Source organism: Muribaculum sp. (assembly GCF_029051885.1).
In the GTDB taxonomy this organism is placed as follows: Bacteria; Bacteroidota; Bacteroidia; order Bacteroidales; family Muribaculaceae; genus Muribaculum.
Map to the genome: position 1 here is coordinate 1 of NZ_JAIDKI010000136.1, position 26085 is coordinate 26085.

The following is a 26085-nucleotide window of genomic DNA, read 5'->3' on the forward strand; positions in this document are numbered from 1 at the left end:
AAACCCGCCATAACAGATACATTCATAAAAAAGTGGTGGCGCACAGCGCCCTCGAGTCCAATGTGCGCCACTGCTGTATTTGTATATCAGGACTGTGTGCTTCCCGTATCCTGTCAGCGCGTTGCTTCGAGGATTTTGCGGGGAATCTGAGTGTTGTCGTTGAATGTGGCGAAGCGCTCGGCACCCACTCCTACGGCATATACGGGCACCAGCCCGGCGGTATGCTTGTTGGAGGTCCAGCCTATGCCGGTGGCTTTGTCGAGCACGTCGTAGACGGCTTCGGTAAACTGGTCGAATGTCTTGTACAGGGTATGATTGTCGGTACCCTCGTTGCGGGTGATGGCCTTGTCGTAGATTGCACGGAGACGTTCGGTGTTCTTGTCGCTGACGGGCACATATGTCCAGAATCCGAGCATTTCGGTCAGGTATCCCTTCATCTCTTCCCACGAATACGACTTGCCCGATTTGATTATGTCGCGGCAATATACCGTAAAGCGCTCCTTCGATATCCGCTGATGGTCGTAATGCTTGAGCTGAAGGTTATAGCCGAGTGAGTTGTTTCCGAGTCCGATACCTCCGGTCTCATGGTCGGAGGTGACTACAATCAGGGTCTCGTCGGGGTGGGCGAGATAGAAGTCGTAGGCCATGCGTATCACATCATCGTAGTTGAGCACCTCTTTTATCACCGTACCGGCGTCGTTGGCGTGTCCGGCATGGTCGATATTGCCGCCTTCGACCATTATAAACCACTTGTCGCGGCCGTTCTTTTCAAGGTGCTTCATGCAGGCCTCGGTCATTGAGGCGAGGGAGAGCCCCGGCACCGAATCGATGGTATAGTACCATACGTCGGGGAATGCTATGCTGTCGAGCAGCATCACTTTTTCCGACTTGGAGCGGCTCAGTGCTGCGAGTCCGCGCACTACATCCACGCCGTTGTCGGCAAATCTCTTTTCGAGGTCGGTCGCTTTGCCGTCGCGTACGGTTCCACGCAGACTGCGTCCGGCGATGAAGTCAAAACCGCAGCGTGCGGCGTCGCATCCTATCTCATAGAACATGCCTCGGCTCGGCACATGGGCGTAGAATGCGCCTGGAGTTGCGTCGTCGGCATCCTCCGTAGTGATTATGCCGATGCCATAGCCCCTCTTCTGTAGGTCTACGGCTATCGAGCTGATATGGGATGAGTCAGGAGCCATGCCGAGCATGCCGTTGGTGGTCTTTGTGCCTGTAGACAGGGCTGTGCCGGCAGCAGCCGAGTCGGTCACCGGCGACGATGCCGAGTGTGTGGTACACTGCGATGCCACAGGAAACTGCATCATCATCAACGGAGTGTCATTGCCGGCCACAGTGCGGTTGTAGGCCTCTGCCCCCATGACATGTCCCATGCCCATGCCGTCGCCTATGAAATAAAATATATATTTCGCTTCCTGCGCTATGGCTGTTGACGATAGCGACAGTAGGAATGCTGTTATTGCTGCAAATTTCTTCATTTGAGTGAGTTAAGTTTGTCAAGATAATATGTTCTGAGGTCTTTCCAGCGGTAGTAGGGTCCGCTTACCGGTGTTGCGGGGAGTACAGTCTCATTCTCGTTGAGAAGCACCTTTACCAATACATCGCCGGGGTCGGTCGAGCCTGTCGGGCGATAGAAAATCATCTGTATGTTTGCGGCCATCGGTATTATGTCGTGGCAATACCAGCGCGACTGCTCAAGCTCGTCGAGGCTGTTGATTTCCCGGCCATAGTCATTGATTTCCATCAGCACGGTAAGCGGCAGCAACATGCCGTCGTGGCCGAACCGCAGGTTGGCGCTTACCCGTGGGGATGTTACTGCGGTATCGGCGCTTTCGATAAAGTTGCGCAGGAGATGGCGCTGGCTGTACTGTGCTCTGTTTTTTGTCAGCTTGCTGTTGCCGGCGTCGACAAACCAGCTGGCGTTGGAGCGCATCCACTGGCCGCGCTGCTCCTCGCGGGTGAACACTCGGTCGGTGAGCCAAGGCATCCCTATGTGGCTTTGCATGTTGGAGAGCACTCGCCAAAGGCGTCGTTCGACACGGCTGTTGTCGATGCTGTCGTGTATGAATTTCTGATTGCTTATGAGGCGGTTGAGAAACTCTCCATTTTCAGGATATTTTGCCTGAAATTTTTTCAGTTCCTTTTTCTTTACGGCCTTGCGTATCTTTACTCCGGTCGTATCGTCAAAATTCATGTAGTGCATGTCGGCGTTGCTTGCGTCGGAGAGCACTTTAGCGCCCGGTGCCAGTCGGCTTATCGCGTTGAGTTCGTTGACCATGGATAGGATACAGCGTATCACTATCGTCGATTTTGCGTTGACTGTCGAGCCGGGAGCAAACACCTGCGGGAAATTCCCGACCATACGCTCTCCGATAAGCTGATGCTGCAGTGCCCCCATGTCGGTAAGCTCTTCGCGGCGTCCCTGTTCCTTGTCGGCAATATCGCGGAGCAGTTGCAGAGTCTCTTTGCCAAGAGGGGTAAGGTATCCGTTGCGTTCAGCTTTCTCCAGTTCGGCCAACGGATATTCGTAGTCACGCTGGTCGATAAGCCAGCGCGAGCCGTGGCGTCCGTAGTGTTCGATATGAAACGGCTCATATCCGTCGGGTGTGGGTGTGAGTGCCGGAGCGGGGCTGTCGGTATACGGATACGCATAGTACTGTGCTGATAATTCACGTCCCGTAAGCTCCTCGGCCGGCTTGGGCTGAAGAGGGAAAGCGCTGACGTATAGCATTGTACATGATGCGATTCCGGCAAGAATGCAACGTAGAGAGGTTTTCATCATATTGAGCTGTTGTATAGATTGTATGCGCAAATTTACCAAAATTATGGCAATTTTCGCCAGGTCTTATCTATCTATGGATTCTCAGTAGGCTATCGTATTTGCATAAAAAGTGTTAAATACGACGTTAATCGATAATCGTGGTTGTTTATATTGGGAGATAAGGTAGGTTACTATCTTTAAAAATGTTAAATTTGCAGTTTGAAAAAATATATAGAATATAATGGGAAGACTCGTAGCAATAGTCGGACGACCTAACGTGGGTAAATCCACGCTTTTCAACCGTCTCACCCAGACCCGCACAGCGATAGTCGACGATATGGCCGGTACAACACGCGACCGCCAGTATGGCAAGGTCGACTGGATTGGCAAGGAATTTTCAATCGTAGACACCGGCGGATGGGTAGTAAACTCCGAAGATATATTTGAATCGGAAATCAACAAGCAGGTACAGCTGGCAATCGAAGAGGCTGATGTAATACTTTTTGTAGTCGATGCGATGAACGGAGTCACTGATCTTGACGATCATGTGGCGGAAATCCTGCGCCGCTCCAAGAAGCCTGTCATACTCGTGGCCAACAAGGTTGACTCCAACGACTGGATTTACAACGTGCCTGAATTCTACAAGCTCGGCCTCGGAGACCCGTTTACGGTATCGGCCTCCAACGGCTCAGGCACCGGCGACCTTCTTGACGAGATTGTAAAGGATCTGCCGGAGGACGACGGTGAGGAAGAGCACCTCGAGAGTATCCCTAAATTTGCTATCGTAGGACGCCCGAATGCCGGCAAATCATCGATAATCAACGCGTTTATCGGCGAAGACCGCAATATTGTGACCGATATCGCCGGCACCACACGCGACTCTATATACACCCGCTACAACAAGTTTGGCTTCGACTTCTACCTTGTGGATACCGCCGGTATCCGCAAGAAGACCAAGGTCAACGAGGATATAGAGTATTACTCTGTAATACGCTCGATACGCTCAATCGAGGCTTCCGACGTGTGCATCCTCATGATTGATGCCACCCGAGGCATCGAGGCTCAGGATGTCAACATCTTCTCGCTGATACAGCGCAACAAGAAAGGCCTTGTGGTGTGTGTCAACAAATGGGATCTCGTGGCCGACAAGTCCAACGAATCCATCCGCCACTTCGAGCAGACCATCCGCCAGCGTTTCGCACCGTTTACCGATTTCCCCATCATATTCGGCTCGGCGCTTACCAAGCAGCGTATTTTCAAGGTACTGGAGACAGCTGTGAATGTCTACCACAACCGCAACCGCATCATACCTACCTCCCAGCTCAACACCTACATGCAGGAGGTAATCGGAGCCTATCCGCCACCCGCCAACAAGGGCAAGTATATCAAGATCAAGTATGTGACCATGCTGAAGGAATCGATAATCCCGACATTCGTTTTCTTCTGCAACCTTCCCCAGTGGGTAAAGGAACCCTATCGCCGCTATCTTGAGAACAAGATCCGCGAGAAATGGGACTTTACGGGGACTCCGGTCAACATATTTATGAGAGAAAAATGACAAAAACTTTTGAACAATTAGGCGTAAGTGAACCCCTGCGCCGCGCTATCGAAGAAATGGGGTTTGAAACCCCGATGCCTGTACAGGAGATGGTGATACCCCACCTCCTGAATGAGGATGGCGATGTAGTGGCGCTCGCACAGACCGGCACAGGCAAGACTGCCGCTTTCGGACTGCCTGTGCTGCAACGTACCGACACTCATGTCAACGCTCCGCAGGCGCTCATAATTGCGCCTACACGCGAGCTCTGCCTTCAGATAAGCAGCGATTTGGCCGACTTCTCCAAATACATGCCCTCCCTTAAGGTGCTCCCCGTGTATGGAGGCTCAAGCATCGAGAGCCAGATACGTGCGCTTCGACAGGGCGTCCAGATTATCGTGGCTACCCCGGGCCGACTTATCGACCTTATCAACCGCAATGTCGTAAACCTTACCGGGGTGCACACCGTAATCCTCGACGAGGCCGACGAGATGCTCAACATGGGATTCGTCGACGACATCAACGACATACTCACCCATGTGCCCGAGAATCGCAAGATGCTGATGTTCTCGGCCACCATGCCCAAGGAAATAGCACGCATCGCCCAGCGGTTCATGAACAATCCGCAGGAGTTTGTGGTAGGCGTTAAGAACTCCGGGGCCGAGAATGTGCGCCATATATACTACATGGTACATGCGCGCGACAAGTACCTCGCCCTGAAACGCATCGCCGACGACAATCCCAACATTTACGCGATTGTGTTCTGCCGCACACGCAAGGAGACTCAGGAGATTGCCGACTGGCTCATTCAGGATGGCTACAACGCCGACTCCCTCCACGGAGAGCTGTCGCAGCAGCAACGCGATATGGTGATGAAGAAATTCCGCGACCATGTGTTGCGCATACTTGTCGCCACCGATGTCGCCGCACGCGGTCTCGACGTGAGCGACCTCACTCATGTCATCAACTACGGACTCCCCGACGATGTTGCAACGTATACCCATCGCTCGGGTCGTACAGGACGCGCTGGCAAGACCGGCATATCGATTGCTATAATACATTCGCGCGAGCGCGGCAAACTGCGCGATATCGAGAAGCGCATAGGCAAGACCTTCGAGCGCAAGGATGTGCCCACGCCCGACCATATCATAGAGAAGCAGCTCTACAATCTTGCCGACCGACTGGAGCGTGTGCAGGTCGACGACGACCAGATATCACGCTACTTCACCGGAGTGGAGCGAAAGCTCGGATGGCTGTCGCAGCAGGATTTGCTTAAGCGCATACTGTCGCTCGAGTTCAACCGTCTGCTCGACTACTACAAGGATGCGCCGAAAATCGACTATATCGACGAGAAGCCTGCCGGACGCGGCCGCAAGGATAAGGACAAGACAATTTCGCCAAGAGAAAAAGACCGCCGTACCGCCGACCGGGGCATGGCGCGAATATATGTCAACGCAGGAAAAAGCGACGGATTCTTTGCCGGAAACCTCATTGACATACTTAACCATACGGTTGCCGGACAGCGTGTCGACGTAGGCCGTATCGACTTGATGCCCGGCTACTCGCTGTTCGACGTCAAGAAGTCCGACGCCCGACGGGTGGTCGAGGCCCTTACCGGACATGAGTTTGTAGGCAACAAACTGTATGCCGAGATTGCCGATCCCGAAAAGGACTACACGCATGCGTCGCGCCGCAAGAAGGAGGCGCCATCAGGCGACGGTGCTCCCCGCTCTGGGAAACCGGCGCGACGGAAACCGGCCGGGAATTATGACAAATTCATTAAGAAAGGCAAAAAAAATAAGTAAAATGCTTGTTTCCGTAGAAGATTTTATAACTTTGAATATCTTCTACGGATTTTTTTTAATAAGGCCGAAATTATTTTAATGTCTATTCGAGTGAAATTTTTAGAAGAAACATCGAGATAATCAGATCGGTTTATATAAAAAGAACAGTTACTTAACATTATATAGAATGTTATGCGCAGACTGATTACAATTATCGCGGCTATGGTGTCATGTATCATGGCGTATCCGCAGTTTACCGCCACTGAAGCGTTCAGCAGCGCGCCGGCGTCGGTATTGCCTATTATCGACTATATCACGCGTCTCGACATGATTGACTACTTCAACAGCGGGTCGGCTAAGGCCTCGAAGAACATCATGGATGGACAATCGCGTATAACGGCACTCTCTCCGATGTCGCTATCCGTCTCAATCACCGCAAGCTCCGAGTGTCAGATAGCATTGCTGCCGATGCGCGGCGACACAGCTATAGTGTGTATAGAGACTGTCTTGACTCCGGCGCCTGACAGCCGTGTGTCTGTATATGACCGCGACTGGAAGCCTCTGTCCGGTCCGGGCTTCACCATGCCTGCTCTGGCGGGATGGCTTACATCAGAGGGCAAGAAACAATCGGAGATGGTGGAGTCGCAGGTGCCATTCATGCTCGCCTCCGCTGAGTATTCGCCCGAAACTCTTACGCTTGTGCTTACCAACCGCCTTTCCGATTTCCTGTCGGATGATGTGTACGGCCAAGTGAAGCCATATCTGCTCCCGTCGATTACGTACAGATGGAACTCATCGCGTTTCGTTCCTGTAAAATAATGTCTGAATATCTGCTTTGGAAGCACTGACTCTACTACAACTCAACCAGCGCATCGCGCGGCTTATAGTGACGCCCGACACACAGAACGTGTGGGTGACGGCCGAGCTGTCGGATGTGGCCGTGCGCTCCGGCCACTGCTATATGGAGCTCCTGCAGAAGGACCCCGCTACCGGACGCACTCTTGCAAAAGCGAGAGCGGCAATCTGGGCGAGCGCGTTTCCGGCCATACGGTCGGGATTTTATGCGGCTACCGGACAGGATTTCGTGACCGGACTTAAGGTAATGGTGCGCCTGAGTGTATCAATGCACGCCGTCTACGGCATGTCGCTTGTAATAAATGCCGTCAATCCCGACTATACGATGGGCGACCTGATGAGGCGGCGCAACGAGATGATAGCCCGGCTGAAAGCGGAGGGTATTTTCGACATGAACCGTTCGCTCGTACCCTCCGAGCCTACTTTGCGTATAGCAGTGGTGTCGGCGCCCGGAGCAGCCGGTTTCGGCGATTTCATGAATCAGCTTTCGGCGTCGCCTCTGCGCCTGCGCTTTGTCACGCAACTATTTCCGGCCATCATGCAGGGAGAGCGTACGGCACGTTCGGTGATGGATGCTCTCGACGCGATAGAGCGCCGGCAGTCGGAGTGGGATATCGTGGTGATAATACGTGGAGGAGGCGCTACATCCGACCTGCTCGGATTTGAGGATTATGACCTGGCCGCCACTGTGGCACGCTTCCCGCTGCCGGTAATGGTAGGCATCGGCCATGAGCGTGATGTGACGATACTTGACTATGTAGCCTGTATACGTGTGAAGACTCCTACAGCCGCCGCCGAGTGGCTGCTGGCCAAAGGCAAGGAATGCATTGACCGTCTCGATTCGCTCGGACGTGATATCGCGCTCGCCGTATCCGGATACCTTGGCGGATGCAAGGAACAGCTCGGAGCCATCGAGGGACGTCTTCCCGCGCTTCCGGCCGCGATGCTCGCGCGGGCATCTTCGCGGGCCGACCGCCTGGCGCTTGCCCTTCAGCAGCTGTCGTCGAGGGCTACAGCTCCGCATGTGGCCAGGATTGACCGTCTTACTCTTGCCTTACGCCAGATAGCAAGCGGTATAACCACACCACGCCGGGTGAATCTTGAAAAGTACGGTGCCACTCTGGCGGCCGCCTCAGCTGCGACATTGTCGGTGCGCCGCAACAGGATAGAGGCCCTCGGACAGTTGCTCGACGCATTGTCGCCCGAGGCCACTCTGCGCAGAGGCTACTCCATAACCCGCGTAGGCGGACATGCTGTTACCGACCCATCACAGGTAGCTCCAGGCGATGTGCTCCACACCACACTTGCCGGAGGTACTGTCACTTCAATCGTAGAATAATACATACAATCAATATGGTACCTAAATTTACACCTGTCGCCGACATGACCTACACACAGGCTGTAGCGGAGATAGAAGAGATACTGCGGATGATGCAGGCCGATTCGCTCGATATCGACCTTCTCGCAGCTTATACACGACGAGCCACTGAGTTGCTGTCGGAATGCCGCCGTCGTCTGACGGATACCGACCGTGAACTCCAGTCAATACTTAATCCCCAACAATAAAAATATTACACGATGGAATCAAAAAAATTTCTTCTGTCGGAGAAAGATATCCCCACCGCATGGTATAATGTACTGGCTGAAATGCCGGTTAAACCGCGCCCGATGCTCAATCCGGCTACTCATGAGCCTCTGACTGCCGAGGACCTTATGCCGCTTTTTACCGAAGAGGCCTCACGTCAGGAATTCAACACTACCGATGCATGGATAGAGATTCCCGACGAAGTGCGCGATATGTACCGCATATGGCGTCCGACCCCGCTGGTGCGTGCACGCGGACTCGAGAAGGCACTCGACACAAAAGCCCATATATATTTCAAGAACGAGAGCGTAAGTCCGGTAGGTTCCCACAAACTTAATTCCGCCGTGCCGCAGGCCTACTATGCCAAGAAGCAGGGTGTGACCAATATCACCACCGAGACAGGCGCCGGCCAGTGGGGCGCGGCTCTTTCGCTTGCGGCAAAGCATTTCGGTCTCGAGCTGGCTGTATATATGGTGAAGATATCGTTCAACCAAAAGCCCTACCGACGCTCTATCATGCAGACCTACGGAGCCGAGGTAATAGCCTCGCCATCTATGTCGACCAAGGCCGGACGCAAGATTATCACCGAACATCCCAATTACCAGGGCTCGCTCGGAACCGCAATCTCCGAGGCTGTAGAACTTGCCATGTCGACTCCCAACTGTAAATATGTGCTTGGCTCTGTACTCAATCATGTTGCTCTACACCAGACTGTCATCGGCCTTGAGGCAGAGAAGCAGATGGAGATGGCCGGCGAGTATCCCGACATTGTAATCGGATGCTTCGGCGGCGGCTCCAACTTCTCGGGCATCTCTTTCCCGTTCATGCGCCATAATTTCTCGGGCGAGCGCTCTACGCGTTTCATTGCCGCCGAACCCTCGTCGTGTCCGAAACTGACACGCGGTGTGCTCCAATATGATTTCGGCGATGAGGCCGGATACACTCCGCTTATACCTATGTATACACTCGGCCACGATTTCTCACCGGCCAATATCCATGCCGGCGGCCTCCGCTATCATGGCGCAGGCGCCGTGGTGAGCCAGTTGCGCAGCGACGGCATGATTGATGCTGTCGACATTCCTCAGCTTGAGACATTTGCCGCAGCCACTCTTTTTGCACGCGCCGAAGGTATTATACCCGCTCCCGAAAGCTCACATGCGATTGCCGCGGCCATACGCGAGGCAAAGCGTGCCAACGAGGAGGGCACAGCTCCGGTAATACTGTTCAACCTCTCGGGCCACGGACTTATCGACATGGCCGCCTACGACCAATACATTGCCGGCGACCTGGCCAACTATGAGGTGACCGACGAGGATGTGGCGCGTACTACCGGCACCCTGGAGAAACTTATCTGACGGGGCGCGATGATTGAATATGTCAAAGGAGCTCTGATAGAGCTTACTCCTACCGACGCTATTGTCGAGACCGCGGGAGGCGTGGCTTATTCGCTGTCCATCACTCTGCCTACATATACTGGACTTGAGGCCGCACTGGCCACTCATGCTACGGTAAAGCTGCTGTGTCATGAGGTGATACGCGAGGACGCGTGGCTGCTTTATGGTTTTGCCGAAGAGCGTGAGCGCGCGTTGTTCCGCCTGCTGATAGGAGTGAGCGGTGTCGGGGCCTCGACAGCACGCATCATGCTGTCATCGATTCCTGTGGCCGAGCTCGAGCAGGTGATTGTGGCCGGAGATACGCGACGCCTGAAAGCCGTAAAAGGTATCGGAGCCAAGACTGCCGAGCGTGTGATTGTCGACCTGAAGGACAAAGTGCATCCATCCGACGACGCGGCGACCCTCCTCCCCATGGCGGCAGCCAACTCCGAGGTGTTTGAGGAAGCGCTTGCTGCTCTCGTGATGCTTGGATTTCCCAAACCGGCTTCTCAGAAGGTGCTTAAAAAGCTATTTGAGGCCGAGCCGTCAATCAAAGTCGAGTCGGCCATACGCAAATCGCTTGCGATGCTTTGATAATGTATGGTTGAATAGATAATATCAACGCCGTGCGTTCAGTATATTGAAACGCACGGCGTTGTTTATTGACAGACGTTTTTACCGGTTAGCGGTTTACGTATTTGTTGCCGTTCTTTATTACGATGCCTTTATAGTCGTCATTGACTTTCAGGCCGTACAGGCTGTAGGCTTCATCCGACATCGATGCGGTAGCGTTGTTGTCGATAATTGAGTCAATCGATGATGTGTTGTTGGATGTCAGTTCAATCTCCTCGCCGGCCACGGTGGGTATGTCGTAGAGATATGTCTGAGGCAGTACGGTATCAGGTATCTTTTTGCTGTCGGCCACAATCGGGTCGGGCATGCCGTAAGGCTGGGTTATCTCGTTGGTGTTGTCGCCCTCTGCGGCTGTGAGAGGAGTGCCGTCGGCCATGAAGAGGGGAGTGTTGGAGCGAAGTCGCAGGTTGCCTCCGATTGTCGACCTGATTTTGACATTGTCGACATTGCCCTCTTTCCATGACAGCGATACGATTTCAAATCCGCCGCGTGCGCGCAGACCGGTCACTGTACCGCATGACCATTTATCGGGGAGTGCCGGGAGCAGGTGTATGAATCCGGCGTGAGATTGCAGCAGCATCTCGGCTATGCCTGCACAGCATCCGAAGTTGCCGTCGATCTGGAATGGAGCGTGTGCGTCAAACATGTTGGCGTAAGTGCCTCCGTTGGGGTCCGACATGGTGATGTTGGGCGATACCAGGCGCAATTGGTTTCTGATAATCGACAGGGCGTGATTGCCGTCGAGCATGCGGGCCCAGGCACATACCTTCCAGCCCATCGACCATCCGCGTGCGGCATCGCCTCGTCCGGTGAGTGATTTGTGTACACCCTGGAAGAGCACGGGATTCTCGTAGGGCGACACCTGGTTGCCGGGATATGCGCCCCAGAGGTGCGAGAGATGGCGGTGGGAGGTCGATTCGCGGTCCCAGTCTTCCTGCCATTCCTGTACCTGACCGTATTTTCCTATCTTGTAGGGAGTAAGGCGTGCTCTGAGGGCATCAAGCTCTTTAGCGAAGTCTGAGTCCTTGCCGAGTATGTTGGCAGCTTCGGCTGTATTCTTGAGTATGTCGTATACCATCTGGTTGTCCATGGCCACACCTCCGAACATGGCCACATTTACCTTGGAGCCTGCATCGTTGGTGTAGGAGTAGAGGCCCGGGTGATTTTCGGGTGAGTTTGACGGACATACTACCATATATCCTGTGTTGGGGTCCTCGACAAGGAAATCCTGGAAGAATTCGGAGCATCCTTTCATTACGGGGTATATATCGGCGAGATATGCCTTGTCGCCCGAGAAGAGGTATTTCTCCCAGAGGTGTGAGCAGAACCATGCGTTGCATGTAGGCCATACGCCTACAGGGCCGTTGTCGACAGCGCCTGTCGTACGCCACAGGTCGGTATTGTGGTGGAGAGCCCATCCGCGTGCGCCATACATCTCACGGGCTGTCTGTGCGCCGGTTTCGGCCACATCCTTCACCAACTCGATGAACGGGTCGTGGCATTCCGAGAGGTTGGCTACCTCAGCGGCCCAGTAGTTCATCTCGACATTGATATTGGTGGTATACTTGGAGTCCCAGGCCGGATACTGGCGGGCGTTGGGGTTCCATATGCCCTGGAGATTGGCAGGCTGAGTGCCGGGCTGCGATGAGCATATGAGCAGGTAGCGTCCGAACTGGAAGTAGTTTTCTACGAGTCCGGGGTCGTCGGGGTCGGAGTAGAATTCTTTGATGCGCTGTTCGGTATCCTTTTTCTCGCGTGCAGGATTTTCGCCCAGTTCGAGGCTCACACGGTCAAATTGCTCCTTGTATTTTTTTGTATGTCCTGCAAGGGTGGTGTCGTAGTCCTTCTGCTTGTCGAGATACTTGGTGATGTATTCAAGCGCCTTGGCCTCGGCATCGTCGCTTATGTCATTGTAGTTGACGAAATTTGTGGCCGATGAGATGATGATTGTCGCGCTTGTGGCGTCGCTGATGCTAATCTCGGGAGCTGCTGTATTTCCGGCTACTATACCATGCTGTATGATGTTGCGTTTGCCAGAGGCGGTCTGTGTGCCACCGTCGTTGATTACTTTTATGAATGTAAAGCATGTAAGTTTGTTGTCGACATTCTCGCTCTGCGATTTGGCCGGAATGAGCGATGCCTTTATCATGCCGTCGGCGGTGATGGTGTTTACGCCGAGTTTCTCCATATTTGTCTTTGCCGGAGCGGCATAGCTTACGTTGAAGTTCAGGTGTCCGGGCTCGGAGGCCTTGAGTCGCATTATGGTCACGTTGTCGTCAAACGAAGTAAACACTTCGCGTGTGTAGGTCACCCCGTCGGCCACATATGATGTTGTGGCTACAGCGCGTGACATGTCGAGGTCGCGCACATATGCCTGCACGTCTTTCGAGCCGGTTGTGGCTCCTCCCTCTTCATCGTCGAAGCGATGTCCGGGGAATCCTACGAGCACACATCCTGCGGCCTGATACTGGGCACCGTGGGAGCCCTCCGACATCCAGTTGGGTATGGCCAGACGCTGTGCCGACACATAGTCTTTGGAGAATATGTAATCCTGCACCTGCTTGAGTACGGAGGCGGCTTTGGGATTGTGGTTGGTGTTGGGCGACTGTCCCCAGAATGTGTCTTCGTTAAGTTGCAGGGTGTCTACAGCCACGCTGCCGCTTACCATTGCTCCGAGGCGTCCGTTGCCGAGCGGAAGGGCTTCTTCCCAATAACCGGCGGGACGGTTATACCACAGTCTGTTTTTGCTCTCAAGCACCGGTGGCTCTATGGGGCGGTTTGCCGAAGTGGTGAAAGTAGCGCGATACTCTTTGTCGCAGATGTTGCCGGCGAGGTCGACGAATGAGTTGGCCGGCATTACGAATGTGTATGATGTCGACAGATCGAGTTCTTCAAAGGGGAACGACGCTTTTGTGTTGTTGATTACAGGCGCTATGCTTTGTGTCGCATTGGTGGCATTGTTGGTAAGCGTAGCCGAAGCGTTGTCCTTAAGCTCGATGCTCTCGTTGAAGAGCATGGTCACTTTGCCGGAGGGCACTACATCGGTATCGCCGTCGGCGGGGATGATGCTTACGAGTTCGGGACCCTGGAAGTCGTCGGCAAGGATGTTGACATACTTCAGGTTGTAGTTGCTCGTTTTTGTCGCCGATTGTATGAGCATGCGTATGATGAGACTGTCGCGGTTGTCGGCGTCAAGAGAGTAGGTGGCGTCGTTGTACTTGTTCCAGTGGCTTGCGGCGGTATAGTCGTCAAGTATGTTCCAGGTGTTGCCTCCGTCGGTCGAATATATTACACCGAAAGGTGTTGACGAACTTGAGCCGTCGCCGATTGCAAAGTTTACTTTCACATTGGTAAGCGACTTTGTAGGCAGCGACACTTCGAAGTACTGGTCATGCTTCGACGGGTCGGTATAGTCGGCTTTGGCGGTGAATTTGGTTGTCGAGGCAGTATTCAGACGCAGCAGGTAGTTTGGTGTGGAGCCACTTGAAGTCAGCTGCCATTTGCCGTCGCTTGTGTGCAGTGTTACCCGGCATTCATCCTGGGGCAGCGCGGAAATGTTGGGTAGGAAGTAGGGCTGCAGTGCCGACCACTTCTGATTGGCCGATGCGGCCCATCCCGACTCGTCGGGTGTGTAGACTGCGGTAGTGCCTTCTTTGGCCTCGTTGTAGCCTGAGGTAAACTCCCAGTGGACTACGGTTGTCTGTTCGGCGGCCGTCGCTGCATGAGGGATGCATGCAACTGTCGACAGTGCCAACAGCAATGCTCTGATTGTTTTCATTGTTGCAATTTTTAAGGTTGGATATTTGAATTATTAAGTAAGTCGTAAAAATTATTACGTATATGAATACTTTTCAAACTTTATATTTCAGGCAGAGTCTTTTTGCCGCTTTTCCCTCTCTTCGACAGTCATGTAGCTCGCTACACTCCTTCCTCATCGAGGAAAAATCAATCAAAAATCCTCTCGCCGGAAATATAAAATAATTTTTACGACTTACTTATGCGGAATACAAAATTAGCGTCAGCGGTGTGTATCAGTGGTGAAAAACGGCTCAATCAGGCTGAAAAACGGTTCAAAATGGCCATGAACAGTGAAATTTCACTATCTTTGGCAAGAATTGAACCGAAAATCTACGGATGAACTACTACCGGACTGCAATTATAGCGATTGTTCTGCTGGCCGGGCTTTTTCTGACTGCAGGGCAGATTGAGCCTTGCCTTACGGTGCGCTATGACGATAGCAACGGATTGTCGAGCACGCTTGTCGGCGGAGGGCTACAGGACAGGAACGGCCTGATGTGGTTTGCCACATGGAATGGTCTTGACTGTTACGACGGATATGAGTTCCACAGGATGAAAATCCGTCCGGGCGACAGTGCGGCCATCGGCACCAACCGCATACGTGACATTCTGCTTTCGGAGCGGGGCAATATAGTGTGCCGCACCGACGACGACATATATGAGTTTGATTTGTCGCTCTACACCTTCCGCGATATTCCGGAGGAGAGAAAAGACTCTCTGAAGGGGATAATGGGCCGCACGTGGAGAGGTATGACCGACCGGCAGGGCAATATCTGGAGAGCTGCCCCGTCGGGATTATCCAAGACATGTTTTCCGCATCATCCGGCGCGGTTGCTTGATGGCACATCGGGAGCACATCCGCGCTCGTTGATGGTTGACCGCGACAGTATGCTGTGGGTAGGTCTGCGCAACTCTCACTGTATAAATGTATACGACCGCGGCGGATCGCTTGTAAGGACTATCCCGTTTGAGACTGCGCCTTACTGCATCTACCAGACGCGACAGGGCGACATATGGATAGGCGGAAAGCCGGGCTCTCTCGTGAAGAATGGCGGAGAGCGCATATCGGATGATGCGGTATATGATATTGCCGAGGACAGATATGGCCGGCTGTGGATAGCTACGTTCGGGGCCGGCGTGAAATGCTGTGAAAATCCGCAGGCCGAGAAGCCTGTGCTTTCAGAGACTCTGGGAGGATATAAGGTGAGGAAACTTGTCATCACACCTTCCGACAACATAATTGCGGCTACAACCGACGGGCTGCTTGTCGGTACTGTTGACTCGGCCGACTGCCGCAATACGAGGCTGAGAGCTGTAAGGCGTGACGGCAATCGTCCGGCAAGTCTGTGCAGCAACGCAGTGATGAGTGTGGCAACGGACAGCCGCGGCAATATAATAATCGGCACCGAGAGCTCAGGAATCGATGTGATAAGCGAGGAGCGCCTGTTTGACGAGATGCCCGAGTTCCGTCACTTCAACACCGGAAATTCCACCCTTACAAGCGATGTATGCAGGGCTATGGCTCTCGTTTCCGACACATTGTTGATGATTGTGGGCCGGAATCATGTGATGGCTTTCAATCCATCGACAGAGCAGACGGTGAATTTCGGACGTACGTTCTGGAACGATACATGCCGGTTTGCCGAGACTGAGCCTGTGATGCTGCCCGATGGTACATGGGTGGTCGGAGCCGAAGAGGGCGCTTTCTGCGCGACTCCCCATAATATATACAGCCGGGGATATGTGCCGCCGCTTGTGTTCACTACACTGGCTGTCAACGGCCGTGCACCCGATTTCTGTCTGGCGGCGCGTGACACACTCCTTCTTGAGTCGGGCCAACGCAACATTTCGGTGGCTTTTGCTGCGATAGACTATACCGACAACAGTGGCATTCTCTATCGTTCGCGTCTTGACGGCTCTCCGTGGACAGGTGCCGCGACAGTACGTCATGTCACATTGTTCAATCTCAGTGCAGGCACACACCTGCTTGAGGTGCAGTCGACCGACAGATACGGGCGATGGGTCGACAACAACCGTGAGCTTACCGTGGTGGTGGCTCCTTACTGGTATGAGACATGGTGGGCCGGGGCATTGTTTGTGTTGATTGCAGTGGTGCTTGTCGGGGCGGTTGTATATACAATTATGTATATACGCGATGTCAACCGTCAGCGCCAGGAGTTGCTTGATAAGTATATGGCCGTAATCGGAGAGATGGAGGCACGCTCCATGCAGTCGGACGACAGCCCTGAGGCATCGTCTGATGATATGGCTCCACTTGTCCCTGAGCAGAAGCCGGAAGATACTGCATTCCTCAACCGCGTGAGGCGCTACATAGAGGATAACATAGACAATCCCGACGCCGGTGTCGACAGCATGGCTGAGGCTGCCGCCGTGAGCCGCTCGACACTTAACCGGCATCTTCGTTCACAGCTTGGCATCTCGGCCGCCCAGCTGCTTATTGAGGCGCGCATGCAGCGTGCCGAGCAGCTTTTGCGTGCGCGGGCTGCCGGAGAGCCGTTGTCGCTGTCGGATATTGCCGGGATGTGCGGCTATTCCGACGTGCAGTATTTTCAGCGTGTGTTCAGGAAAAAGCATTCGGTAGCTCCGGCGGAATACAAGGGATAACGTGATATAACGGCGGCGCCGCATCGGTGAATGATGCGGCGCCGTTTTGCTGTGTTGTCAGACGTGTGTCAATAATCTTTCTGCGATTTGATACGCTGTAGCTGGCGTTCGATTGCTTCGAGCGACAGATCGACAGCTTCTTCGAAGGTGTCGGCAATCTTCGAGGCGTAGAATTCCTCCTGCATCGGAATGGTCAGTTTCACGGCAGCCTCCTTGTTCATGGAAGTTTCCGGTTTTACTACTTTCAGTGTTACGTCGGCTTTGGTGATTGACTCGAAGCGGCGAGCCAGTTTATTTAGTTTCTTCTCGATGAAGCTCTGGAGCTGTTCTGTTGCGTCGAAGTGGATTGACTTGATGTTAATTTCCATGGGGTCCTCCTTTCTTTGCGGCACGCGGGTGTGCCAGTTGGTAATTATTTTTAAGTTCCTGGTAGGTAATATGAGTATATACCTGAGTGGTCTCTAATGATTTATGGCCGAGAAGCTGTTGCACTGAGAAGAGGTCTGCGCCATTGTTGAGCATATCGCTTGCAAATGAATGGCGCAATACGTGGGGGCTTTGCCTGGCAGCTACGGTGCGCCCTTCCAAGGCTCCATGTACGACCCTGTAGATGAGCCTCCTGTAAAGTGGCTGTCCGTCGGGCCTTACGAAGAACCTGTCGGTGGGCAGGCCTCCGACTGTAGCGTCTCGCAGGTTTCTGTATTTTGCAATCATTTCCGAGAGTTCTTCTCCGAAAGGTATTATTCTTTCTTTATTACGTTTACCCATTACCTTTAGTTCACCTTTCGCGGTGTTTACATCATTGTCGAGAAGAGTCTCCAGCTCTGAACTGCGCATGCCTGTCGAGTAGAACATAAGCAGAATCAGACGGTCGCGTACTGAGGTAAAGTTGTCGGTATCGAAATCTTCGGCGAGCATTGATGCCATTTCCGACTGGCGGACGTACACGGGAAGCGGTTTGTCGGCTTTTGCCGAGTGGAGTTCGGCCGCGGGGTTCGACACCATTCCGTGGCGTTTCATCATGTAGCCGAAGAATGTGCGCAATGATGAGAGCTTGCGCTTGAGTGTGCGAGGGCTTTCTCCCTGACGTGCCAGACGCCCAATCCATAATCGGATGTCGGAGGCGGTTACGCTCAGCGGGTCGAGTTGCTCGGGATGGCCTGCGGTGGCGAATTCGGCCCATTGGGAGAGGTCTCGCATATATGCAGAAACGGTGTGGACTGAATAATTCAGCTCACACCGTATATATGTCGAGAAAGAGTCAAGTATCATGGAGTCGATTCGCTTTATTAAAGGATGCCGTTGGCGGCTTCCTATGTTTGGTCAAAAGCGAATTTAACTCTTTCTTCGGATATTTCCAAATAATAAGTAACTGTTCTAAATTATTTTATATTTGCCGATAAGATTATTTCGATGCCTTTTCGGTAAAATTTTTGACCCTTTTTCTCTCTTCATCAGTCGTGTAGCTCGCTACACTTCTTCTTCATCGACAAAAATTTTCTGAAAAATTTTACTCAAATAAACATCAGAATAATTTCGGCCAGTTACTTATGGATAAATATAAACAGGAGTCGATTACTCCTCGACCATGCGCAGTTTCTGTACGTAGACGGCCTTCATCATCTTCTTGCGGTTGGTGATGGAGGGCTTTTCAAAAGCCTGGCGGCTGCGAAGCTCTTTAACGATGCCGGTCTTTTCGAATTTTCTTTTAAACTTCTTTAAAGCTCTTTCAATGTTCTCGCCTTCTTTAACTTGTACGATGATCATGTTTAGTTATTGATTTTATGTTGTTTTTTTAGATTTTGCATTTTGCGCGACAAAATTACGCTTTCTTTTCCAAACCGCAAAATTTTTTATGACTCATTTTGCATAATCTCAGCAAGATAAGTTGCAGAAGCCTTCAGGGCATAGTATCCGGTAGTTTATGCAGATACAAAAATTCCGACAGCGGCAGTCGGCGCATGGCCTTGCACGCTGTCGGAATATAATGTGATTCAGATACAGATACAGTTAGCGGCGTATGACTTTTCTTGTCGAGCCATCGGCTTTTACTTCAATGAATATACCGCCGCGGGCATTGTCGTCGACTTTCACACCCTGCATGTTGTACACGGCGGTTGTGCGGGCGGAAGCATCCGATGATATGCCGTCGATTGCCGATGTTCCGGCTTTGTCGACTTTGATGTTGCGGATACCGAGGCCTGCGCCGTCGGGGTCGGAGCACGCGTGGAAGCCGATGTAGTAAAGACCGGAGGAGGCAGGAGAGAATGAGTGCTTCTCTTCTGAGCAGCAATAGCTTTCAAATTCCTTGACGGTCATAATGGCGGTGGTCATGGCATCGGGCGCTGGAGCGGCGCCGAAATAGAGTGCGAGTTTTTCGTTGGCTCCGGCTGTCGATACCTGGAATTCCACTGAGTATGTGGCGCCTTTCTCAAACATTATCGCCGGCAGTATCATCCAGTCGTCGGCCCGGTTGGTGGATGAGTAGGGATATAGGGCGGCAGTACACTCGAGGTCGGTTGCTTCGATATACCAGTATTCCTCGCGGTACCATTCGTTGCGGTCGCCGTTGGCATCGATTATGGTCAGGTCGTTGAAGCTGTCGTCGCTGTCGAAGTCGAGCACATAGGGCAGAGATACGGAACCGAGGTTGTAGGTGTCGGTGGTGAGAGAGGCTACCGGCACTCCGCGGTATGACATGTCGATGCGGTAGCTGTATCCTGTCATCGAGGCGGGTATCTCTACAGGGTCGGTCACAGATGTTGAGTTGATGGCTGTGGCCACGCGCAGGTTGTCGGGCATTCTGGTCACGTCGTATCCGAGCAGCGCGGGATTCATGTAGCCGCCATGTTCTGTGGCTGTCGGGTGTGCCCAGGTCAGGGTAAACGCTCCGTCGGCATATGACAGGTAGGCTGATGCCAGTCGTACGGGGGTGTCATGTCCTATCCATTGTGAGATTTTCGATTTGGGGCCGCGTCCGGCTGCGTTGGTGAGTTCAAGCACGATTTCGTAGGCTCCGTCATCATCGACTTTGCCTTCGGCCTCGATTTTTGCTCCCGGGGCGGCTGTGCCCTGGGCGAACAGAGAGCCGTTGGCGCGCACGAGATATTTTATCTCACCCTCCAGGGCATTGCCGCCGAATGTCTTCTCGGGCATGGTAAACGAGACTGTGCCATCGAGAGCTCCGTCGGTGAATGTCGCGGTGAAGTCGACTGCCTGGGCGGGTGCGTTGTCATCGGCAAGGGGGCCGGGTATGTACATGCCTCCTACAGCCTCGCCGTCGGCAAACTCATATACGAGCTTGGCCTCGCCGGCTGCTACGTCGACAGCATACAGCTGCGACTTGGCGATGGCGTAGCCGTACTCTTCGACGGTTGATGTATCTTCGTTTGTCACCACTACGTAGAATATGCCCGATTCGGTGTCGAAGGCTCCGGTCGAGCGACGGTTGGCGGTTACTCCGAGGTCGGCTATCTGCTCAGTGTCTCCGGTGGTCTTTTCGACTTTCCAGAGCTTGCCTGCCATGTCGACAGCATAGAGCTTGCCCGAGCGGTCGCATCCGAGTGCAATCCAGGGGATGTCGATTTTTCTGATGGCATGACGTTGGCCGGTGGCTTCGTTGAGCGAGCCGAACACAAACTCTCCGTCGGCCTCGCCAAGCTCCGGGTCGGTAGAGAAGCATCCGTATATACGGGCTGTGGTGTGGTCGTATGCGAGATCGGTGGCTACGCCCTGCTTGGAGCCGAACAGCTGGGAGTTGAGTTCCCAAGTGTCGGGCTTGAAGGTGTAGTGGGTCACATCGGTCCATGCGCCGTAGTTGATTTCTGATGTGCAGAAATAGAAATCCTCGGTCATGGTGCCGCCTCCTGATGCGTCGAGGTCGGAGTCCTCTTTGACCAGAGTACGGCTGTATTTGTCGAGGGGAAAACTGTACATGCCTGTTTCGGAATATACATACTCTTTCCATTCATTGGTACTGTAGACCGATGCATAGAAACGTTTTTCCTGGGCCATTGCGGCTGATGTCGTGAGGATAGCGGCTGCTACCGTCGCGACAGATAGTCGTAAACGTAGGTTCATGTTGGAATTATAGATTGGTATTATCATCTGTGGATGCGGGAGAAGAGACGGGTGTAAGACGCGGGAAGCGGAACACCACCGAGAGGATGAGGAATATGGCGAGCGCCCATGGATAGTAGAGGTAGGGCCATGTGGCTACGGGAGAAATGGATGCGAGCGAGGTGGCGAGAAGTGTCTGCGCGCCGTAGGGTATGAGACTCTGCACTACACACGACGATGTGTCGAGCAGTGAGGCCGCCTTTCTGGGGTCGACTCCGAATCTTTTTGACAGGGATGAGGCGAGTGGGCCTACGGTAATTATGGCCACGGTATTGTTGGCGGTGCATAGATTGACGAGTCCGACTACCATGGCGATTCCGGCTTGTGCGCCGCGCGGCCCGCGTATGCGGCGTGTGAGCACCTGGAGTATGTAGTCGATGCCGCCGGCGGCTTTTATCAGTCCCAGCATTCCTGCGGCAAGGAGTGTGATTATTATCAGCTGGCCTACTGAGTCGATTCCCTGGCCCATGAATCCGAACAGGCTGATTATGTCATGTCCTGTACACAGGCCGAGGATGATTGCCGCGACAATGCCTATTGATAGCACCACCGTGACATTTAGTCCGGCGAGGGCAAGGAGTATTATTAGCAGATAGGGTGCTACCAGCAGCGGATTTGAGCTGGAGAAGACGGTCGTGTCGGGTAGCTGCACGCCGAGTATCACATATAATATTAGTGAAGCAACGGCGGCCGGGAGCGCTATCCACAGGTTTACGCGAAATTTGTCGCGCATGAGGCATCCCTGGGTGCGCGTTGCAGCGATGGTCGTGTCGGAAATAAACGAGAGGTTGTCGCCGAAGAAGGCTCCTCCGAGCACTACGGCCACGAAAAACGGCACGTTGCCGCTCTCCGACTGGGCAAGTTCAACGGCGAGAGGTGTCAGCGCCACCACTGTGCCTACTGATGTGCCTATGGCAAGGGATATGAAGCATGCCGCAGCAAAAAGCCCCGGAATAAGCATCTCCACCGGCAGGAAACGCAGGGCGAGATGTACGGTAGCCTCGATGGCTCCGATTTCACGTGCTATGGCTGCAAAGGCTCCGGCAAGGATGAATATCCATACCATATACATCACGTTGGAACTGCCGGCATCGTGGGAGAATATCTCTACCCGCTCTGACAGAGGCTTGCCGTGCATTATGACTACGGCCCATGCCGATCCAAGCAACAGTGCTACTGCTATAGGCATCTTGTAGAAGTCGCCTATGATGACTGACACCGCCAGATAGAAGAAGAGGAATACAAGTATGGGTGATATGGCAAGTAGTCCGCGGCGCGCGGATATATGCGGTGTTGGTGTTTCGTTCATTTCGTTTTCGATAGTATAAAACAAGTATGTAACAAGCCGGGGTCAGTTTTTTATCATGGCCAGGAACTTACGCAGTGCGTCGGATGACTGAAATGCCTTGTATGGTACGACAAGCTGTGGTGGTATCGGGCTGCTGTCGAGGCTTATGCAGATGTGTCCGCGCGAGTGTCGGATACCGTGTAATGATGAGAGTGGTATCTCGGTGACGGCTACCGGAGGTCCGTCGGGCATGGCGGATTCGGGCTGTGGCGTGTCGTCGCTGTTGTCGCTATCATCGGCGGTATCGGGTTGCGGATTGGCGTACTCGCTGATTGTCAGTGTGTGCCCGTCGCAACCGACGGTATGCAGGGGTATATTGACACGGGCCTTGGTGTCGAGCGCGTAATAATAGTATACAATAAGGAGCACCGGTGGAATTACGAGGCATACAAGTACGAGCGCAAGCATGAGATAGCGAATGTCGGAGGTGGCTAAGGCAACAGCTGTTGAACCTAAAGGGAGCACAGCTACTGCCCACCACCGGATGGCAAGCCATTGGCGCATGATTATTGAGGCGTATGTCGCCGGAGATATACGGAACGTAGCGGTTGTAATGGCGTTGTTGTGCATGCGGCAGTCTTTGTAGTCAGGCGCAGAATACACAAGTAAGTCGTAAAAATTATTACGGATATGAATACTATTAAAACTTTATATTTCAGGCGGAGCCTTTTTGCCGCTTTTCCCTCTCTTCGTCAGTCATGTAGCTCGCTACACTCCTTCCTCATCGAGGAAAAATCCATCAAAAATCCTCTCTCCGGAAATATAAAATAATTTTTACGACTTACTTATGCGATACCGGCGGCATGTCAGTGAAAATCTGACACACCGCCGGTAAATGTATTTTGCGGAAGGGTGATTCGGGGTTACTTTCCGGCTGCTACCTCAGCTTCGGCGATACCGGCGAGTTCAGGGTCAATCATGATGCGTCCGCAGTATTCGCAAACGATTACTTTCTTGTGCATCTTGATTTCCATCTGCTTCTGTGGCGGGATGCGGTTGAAGCATCCGCCGCAGGCGTTGCGCTGGATATACACTATGCCAAGGCCGTTGCGGGCATTGTCGCGGATGCGCTTGAATGCCTTGAGGGTGCGCTCGTCGATAGTGGGTTCGATTTCCTTTGCGCGCACGCGGAGGCGCTCTTCGTCCTGACGGGTCTCTGACACGATTTCATCGAGCTCGGCCTTTTTCTCCTGAAGGATGTGCTGGCTGTCGGAGAGCTTTTCTTCGGTAGCTGCGATATCGGCGTTGCGCGAGTCGATAGCACGGGCGAATTCGTTGAGGTGCTTTTCTGAAAGTTCGATCTCGAGGGTCTGGAATTCGACTTCTTTAGAGAGGAGGTCAAACTCGCGGTTGTTGCGCACGTTGTCGAGCTGTTCCTTATAGCGTGCTATTTTAGCCTGTGACTCGTTGATTTTTTCCTTTTCGATAGTTGTCTTTCTGCGGAAGTCTTCAACGTCGCGACGATAGTTTTCGATGCGGGTCTTGAGACCTTCGATGTTGTCCTCGAGGTCTTTTACCTCAAGGGGAAGTTCGCCGCGAATCTGCTTGATGCGGTCGATTTCGGAGAGTATGGTCTGAAGCTCGTAGAGGGCTTTCATGCGCTGCTCTACCGAGAGGCCTTCGGATTTCTTTTCAGTAGCCATTCCTAAATATAGTTTATCGGATTTTTTTCTGAATCGGAATAATGAACTGCAAAGTTAGGAAATTTTTGTGTAATTATATGATAAAAAATCCGTTTTGTGCATTCCTCCGATTCGAAATGGCCTATGTCGATGATGAAAATCCGGTCGCTATAGTCGAGAAAGTCGTGATAGCGTACGTCGGAAGTTATGTAAGCCTGTGCTCCGGCAGCAATCGCGTCGGGTATCATTGAGCCTCCGGAGCCGCCACACATGGCTATGCGGTCGATGACGGCACCCTGCGGAGGGATAGTGCACCGGCACACCGGTGAGCCGCATGCTTTCTTTACTCTGTCGACAAGCATGGCGGCTGTAAGCGGACGGGGTGATGTGGCCAGTGCTCCGGCCCCGGCGTCGGGCATATCGGTGCTGACGGGGCATAGCGGACCGCAGTAGGTGAGGCCGAGCTCGCGGGCGAGCCATGCACTGACACCGCCGGGGGCATTGTCGAGGCTTGTGTGGGCCGAGTAGATGGCCACGCCGGCTTCAATGGCACGGATGACGGTCTGTTGCTGCGGGGTGGCGCCGGTGATTTGCTTGAGCCCGTGGAACAGGAGCGGGTGGTGTGACACAATCAGGTTGCAGCCGAGTGCCACGGCCTCGTCGACACGTCCGGGGGTGACGTCGACACATAGCAGTATGCCGGTACACTCTTTGTCGGCGTCGCCGAGCTGCAGACCGGAGTTGTCGTAACCCTCCTGTAGAGAAGTCGGGGCCACCTCCTGGATGGCCCCGATTATTGAGTTAATAGTCATATGTTGCGTGTAGGTGTGTTATTCCTTGTCGCGGATGTCGATTGCGAGGTTGAGCTCGTCGAGCTGCTTCTGGTCGAGGGCAGCCGGAGCGTCGAGCATCACGTCGCGCCCTGAATTGTTCTTCGGGAATGCGATGCAGTCGCGTATCGAGTCGAGACCGGCGAAGAGGGATACCCAGCGGTCGAGTCCGTAGGCGAGACCTCCGTGGGGCGGTGCGCCGTACTTGAATGCGTTCATGAGGAATCCAAACTGCTCCTGAGCCTTTTCGGGTGTGAATCCGAGTATCTCGAACATCTTGGCCTGAAGCTCGCTGTCATGGATACGGATTGAGCCACCGCCTACCTCCACGCCGTTGACAACCATGTCGTAGGCATCGGCGCGCACTGCGGCGGGGTCGGAGTCGAGCAGAGGTATGTCCTCGTCCTTGGGATGGGTGAAGGGGTGGTGCATGGCCATGAGGCGCTGCTCTTCGTCGCTCCACTCAAACATCGGGAAGTCTACTACCCAAAGGCATGCAAACTTATTCTTGTCGCGCAGGCCGAGCTGGCGTCCCATTTCGAGGCGAAGCTCACACAGCTGCTTGCGTGTCTTCATCACGTCGTCGCCCGAGAGAATCAGGATGAGGTCGCCGGGCTGGGCGTTCATGGCTTTTTTGAGTTCCTGAAGCGTCTCCTGGGTGTAGAATTTGTCGACTGATGACTTTACGTTGCCGTCGGCTTCCACGCGTGCGTATACCATACCCTTGGCTCCGATTTGCGGACGCTTAACGAAGTCGGTGAGCTGGTCGAGCTGCTTGCGGGTATAGCTTGCGGCTCCGGTGGCGCAGATGCCTCCGATATATGCGGCGTTGTCAAACACACTGAATCCGTGGCCCTTGAGCACGTCCATCAGTTCGACAAATGTCATGCCGAATCGCAGGTCGGGCTTATCGGAGCCATAGAGGCGCATTGCGTCGGCCCATGGCATGCGTATGAACGGTTCGGTCAGCTCTACGCCGCGCAACTCCTTGAAGAGGTGCTTGGCCATGCCTTCGAACAGGTTGATGATATCGTCCTGGCTGACAAACGACATCTCGCAGTCGATCTGGGTGAATTCGGGCTGGCGGTCGGCGCGCAGGTCCTCGTCGCGGAAGCACTTCACGATCTGGAAGTAGCGGTCCATGCCCGACACCATAAGCAGCTGCTTGAGGGTCTGGGGCGACTGGGGCAGGGCGTAGAACTGGCC

Annotated in this window: 20 protein-coding genes; 8 read left to right on the forward strand and 12 right to left on the reverse strand. The window is 53.5% G+C overall.

Going from position 1 to position 26085, the window contains the following annotated elements; translation table 11 throughout:
- Positions 1-113: 113 nt before the first annotated feature.
- Both K2I50_RS05875 and K2I50_RS05880 read right to left on the reverse strand, forming a co-directional pair.
- Positions 114-1487, reverse strand: coding sequence for an alkaline phosphatase (locus K2I50_RS05875; RefSeq protein ID WP_301025280.1), 1374 nt, complete (start codon positions 1485-1487; stop codon positions 114-116).
- Positions 1484-2791 carry a histidine-type phosphatase gene (locus K2I50_RS05880; RefSeq protein WP_301025281.1) on the reverse strand — a complete coding sequence of 436 codons (1308 nt, stop codon included), beginning with the start codon at positions 2789-2791 and terminating at the stop codon, positions 1484-1486. The genes K2I50_RS05875 and K2I50_RS05880 overlap by 4 nt, the downstream gene beginning before the upstream one ends.
- A 220-nt stretch (positions 2792-3011) precedes the next feature.
- Here K2I50_RS05880 and der point away from each other — a divergent pair, with 220 nt between their 5' ends.
- From der to ruvA, 7 genes are all read left to right on the forward strand, one after another.
- The gene (gene der / locus K2I50_RS05885; protein WP_301025282.1) at positions 3012-4328 is read left to right on the forward strand and encodes a ribosome biogenesis GTPase Der; all 1317 of its coding nucleotides are present in this window, start codon (positions 3012-3014) and stop codon (positions 4326-4328) included.
- The gene (locus K2I50_RS05890; RefSeq protein ID WP_301025283.1) at positions 4325-6112 is read left to right on the forward strand and encodes a DEAD/DEAH box helicase; all 1788 of its coding nucleotides are present in this window, start codon (positions 4325-4327) and stop codon (positions 6110-6112) included. The genes der and K2I50_RS05890 overlap by 4 nt, the downstream gene beginning before the upstream one ends.
- A gap of 171 nt (positions 6113-6283) precedes the next feature.
- Complete coding sequence (locus K2I50_RS05895; RefSeq protein WP_301025284.1) at positions 6284-6910, forward strand: DUF3256 family protein; 627 nt, start codon at positions 6284-6286, stop codon at positions 6908-6910.
- A 16-nt stretch (positions 6911-6926) separates the two neighbouring features.
- Positions 6927-8285: an exodeoxyribonuclease VII large subunit gene (gene xseA / locus K2I50_RS05900; protein WP_301025285.1), complete on the forward strand. Its 1359-nt coding sequence runs from the start codon at positions 6927-6929 to the stop codon at positions 8283-8285.
- Positions 8286-8299: 14 nt separating this feature from the next.
- Positions 8300-8512 (forward strand): exodeoxyribonuclease VII small subunit, encoded by a 213-nt coding sequence (gene xseB / locus K2I50_RS05905; protein ID WP_278743801.1) that lies wholly within the window; start codon positions 8300-8302, stop codon positions 8510-8512.
- Positions 8513-8524: 12 nt separating this feature from the next.
- Positions 8525-9886, forward strand: a complete 1362-nt coding sequence (locus K2I50_RS05910; protein ID WP_301025286.1) for a TrpB-like pyridoxal phosphate-dependent enzyme — start codon at positions 8525-8527, stop codon at positions 9884-9886.
- A 9-nt stretch (positions 9887-9895) separates the two neighbouring features.
- Positions 9896-10498, forward strand: a complete 603-nt coding sequence (gene ruvA, locus K2I50_RS05915) for a Holliday junction branch migration protein RuvA (protein ID WP_301025287.1) — start codon at positions 9896-9898, stop codon at positions 10496-10498.
- An 88-nt stretch (positions 10499-10586) separates the two neighbouring features.
- Here the strand turns inward: ruvA and K2I50_RS05920 are convergent, their stop codons facing one another.
- Complete coding sequence (locus tag K2I50_RS05920; protein ID WP_301025288.1) at positions 10587-14315, reverse strand: glycosyl hydrolase family 95 catalytic domain-containing protein; 3729 nt, start codon at positions 14313-14315, stop codon at positions 10587-10589.
- 356 nt (positions 14316-14671) lie between these two features.
- On the opposite strand from K2I50_RS05920, the gene K2I50_RS05925 reads away from it, so the two are divergent.
- Positions 14672-16960: a helix-turn-helix domain-containing protein gene (locus K2I50_RS05925; RefSeq protein ID WP_301025289.1), complete on the forward strand. Its 2289-nt coding sequence runs from the start codon at positions 14672-14674 to the stop codon at positions 16958-16960.
- Between the two features lie 68 nt (positions 16961-17028).
- Here K2I50_RS05925 and hpf read toward each other — a convergent pair whose 3' ends face one another.
- The 9 genes from hpf to aspS form a co-directional block, all read right to left on the reverse strand.
- Positions 17029-17328 (reverse strand): ribosome hibernation-promoting factor, HPF/YfiA family, encoded by a 300-nt coding sequence (gene hpf, locus K2I50_RS05930; RefSeq protein WP_068959767.1) that lies wholly within the window; start codon positions 17326-17328, stop codon positions 17029-17031.
- The gene (locus K2I50_RS05935; RefSeq protein ID WP_301025290.1) at positions 17318-18232 is read right to left on the reverse strand and encodes a tyrosine-type recombinase/integrase; all 915 of its coding nucleotides are present in this window, start codon (positions 18230-18232) and stop codon (positions 17318-17320) included. The genes hpf and K2I50_RS05935 overlap by 11 nt, the downstream gene beginning before the upstream one ends.
- Positions 18233-18535: 303 nt before the next feature.
- Entirely contained in the window at positions 18536-18727 is a 192-nt protein-coding gene (gene rpsU, locus K2I50_RS05940; protein WP_068959768.1) for a 30S ribosomal protein S21, read from the reverse strand.
- Between the two features lie 243 nt (positions 18728-18970).
- Positions 18971-21040 (reverse strand): choice-of-anchor J domain-containing protein, encoded by a 2070-nt coding sequence (locus K2I50_RS05945; RefSeq protein WP_301025291.1) that lies wholly within the window; start codon positions 21038-21040, stop codon positions 18971-18973.
- Positions 21041-21047: 7 nt separating this feature from the next.
- Positions 21048-22388: a Na+/H+ antiporter NhaC family protein gene (locus tag K2I50_RS05950; protein WP_301025292.1), complete on the reverse strand. Its 1341-nt coding sequence runs from the start codon at positions 22386-22388 to the stop codon at positions 21048-21050.
- 42 nt (positions 22389-22430) lie between these two features.
- Positions 22431-23030 (reverse strand): hypothetical protein, encoded by a 600-nt coding sequence (locus K2I50_RS05955; RefSeq protein WP_301025293.1) that lies wholly within the window; start codon positions 23028-23030, stop codon positions 22431-22433.
- Positions 23031-23290: 260 nt separating this feature from the next.
- Positions 23291-24070 carry a zinc ribbon domain-containing protein gene (locus K2I50_RS05960; RefSeq protein WP_123611384.1) on the reverse strand — a complete coding sequence of 260 codons (780 nt, stop codon included), beginning with the start codon at positions 24068-24070 and terminating at the stop codon, positions 23291-23293.
- A 2-nt stretch (positions 24071-24072) separates the two neighbouring features.
- On the reverse strand, positions 24073-24861 hold the full coding sequence (locus K2I50_RS05965) for a Nif3-like dinuclear metal center hexameric protein (protein WP_301025294.1): 789 nt from the start codon (positions 24859-24861) through the stop codon (positions 24073-24075).
- An 18-nt stretch (positions 24862-24879) separates the two neighbouring features.
- A partial coding sequence (gene aspS / locus K2I50_RS05970; protein WP_301025295.1) for an aspartate--tRNA ligase occupies positions 24880-26085 on the reverse strand: 1206 nt, incomplete at its 5' end.

What these genes read in the sequence shown, in the direction of transcription:
- K2I50_RS05920 (WP_301025288.1), bottom strand. Translation starts at nt 14,315, where the DNA reads ATGAAAACAATCAGAGCATTGCTGTTGGCACTGTCGACAGTTGCATGC.
- K2I50_RS05925 (WP_301025289.1), top strand. Translation starts at nt 14,672, where the DNA reads ATGAACTACTACCGGACTGCAATTATAGCGATTGTTCTGCTGGCCGGG.
- K2I50_RS05910 (WP_301025286.1), top strand. Translation starts at nt 8,525, where the DNA reads ATGGAATCAAAAAAATTTCTTCTGTCGGAGAAAGATATCCCCACCGCA.
- K2I50_RS05880 (WP_301025281.1), bottom strand. Translation starts at nt 2,791, where the DNA reads ATGATGAAAACCTCTCTACGTTGCATTCTTGCCGGAATCGCATCATGT.
- K2I50_RS05950 (WP_301025292.1), bottom strand. Translation starts at nt 22,388, where the DNA reads ATGAACGAAACACCAACACCGCATATATCCGCGCGCCGCGGACTACTT.
- xseB (WP_278743801.1), top strand. Translation starts at nt 8,300, where the DNA reads ATGGTACCTAAATTTACACCTGTCGCCGACATGACCTACACACAGGCT.
- K2I50_RS05895 (WP_301025284.1), top strand. Translation starts at nt 6,284, where the DNA reads ATGCGCAGACTGATTACAATTATCGCGGCTATGGTGTCATGTATCATG.
- hpf (WP_068959767.1), bottom strand. Translation starts at nt 17,328, where the DNA reads ATGGAAATTAACATCAAGTCAATCCACTTCGACGCAACAGAACAGCTC.
- K2I50_RS05960 (WP_123611384.1), bottom strand. Translation starts at nt 24,070, where the DNA reads ATGGCTACTGAAAAGAAATCCGAAGGCCTCTCGGTAGAGCAGCGCATG.
- der (WP_301025282.1), top strand. Translation starts at nt 3,012, where the DNA reads ATGGGAAGACTCGTAGCAATAGTCGGACGACCTAACGTGGGTAAATCC.
- K2I50_RS05965 (WP_301025294.1), bottom strand. Translation starts at nt 24,861, where the DNA reads ATGACTATTAACTCAATAATCGGGGCCATCCAGGAGGTGGCCCCGACT.
- K2I50_RS05875 (WP_301025280.1), bottom strand. Translation starts at nt 1,487, where the DNA reads ATGAAGAAATTTGCAGCAATAACAGCATTCCTACTGTCGCTATCGTCA.
- ruvA (WP_301025287.1), top strand. Translation starts at nt 9,896, where the DNA reads ATGATTGAATATGTCAAAGGAGCTCTGATAGAGCTTACTCCTACCGAC.
- K2I50_RS05945 (WP_301025291.1), bottom strand. Translation starts at nt 21,040, where the DNA reads ATGAACCTACGTTTACGACTATCTGTCGCGACGGTAGCAGCCGCTATC.
- rpsU (WP_068959768.1), bottom strand. Translation starts at nt 18,727, where the DNA reads ATGATCATCGTACAAGTTAAAGAAGGCGAGAACATTGAAAGAGCTTTA.
- K2I50_RS05935 (WP_301025290.1), bottom strand. Translation starts at nt 18,232, where the DNA reads ATGATACTTGACTCTTTCTCGACATATATACGGTGTGAGCTGAATTAT.
- K2I50_RS05890 (WP_301025283.1), top strand. Translation starts at nt 4,325, where the DNA reads ATGACAAAAACTTTTGAACAATTAGGCGTAAGTGAACCCCTGCGCCGC.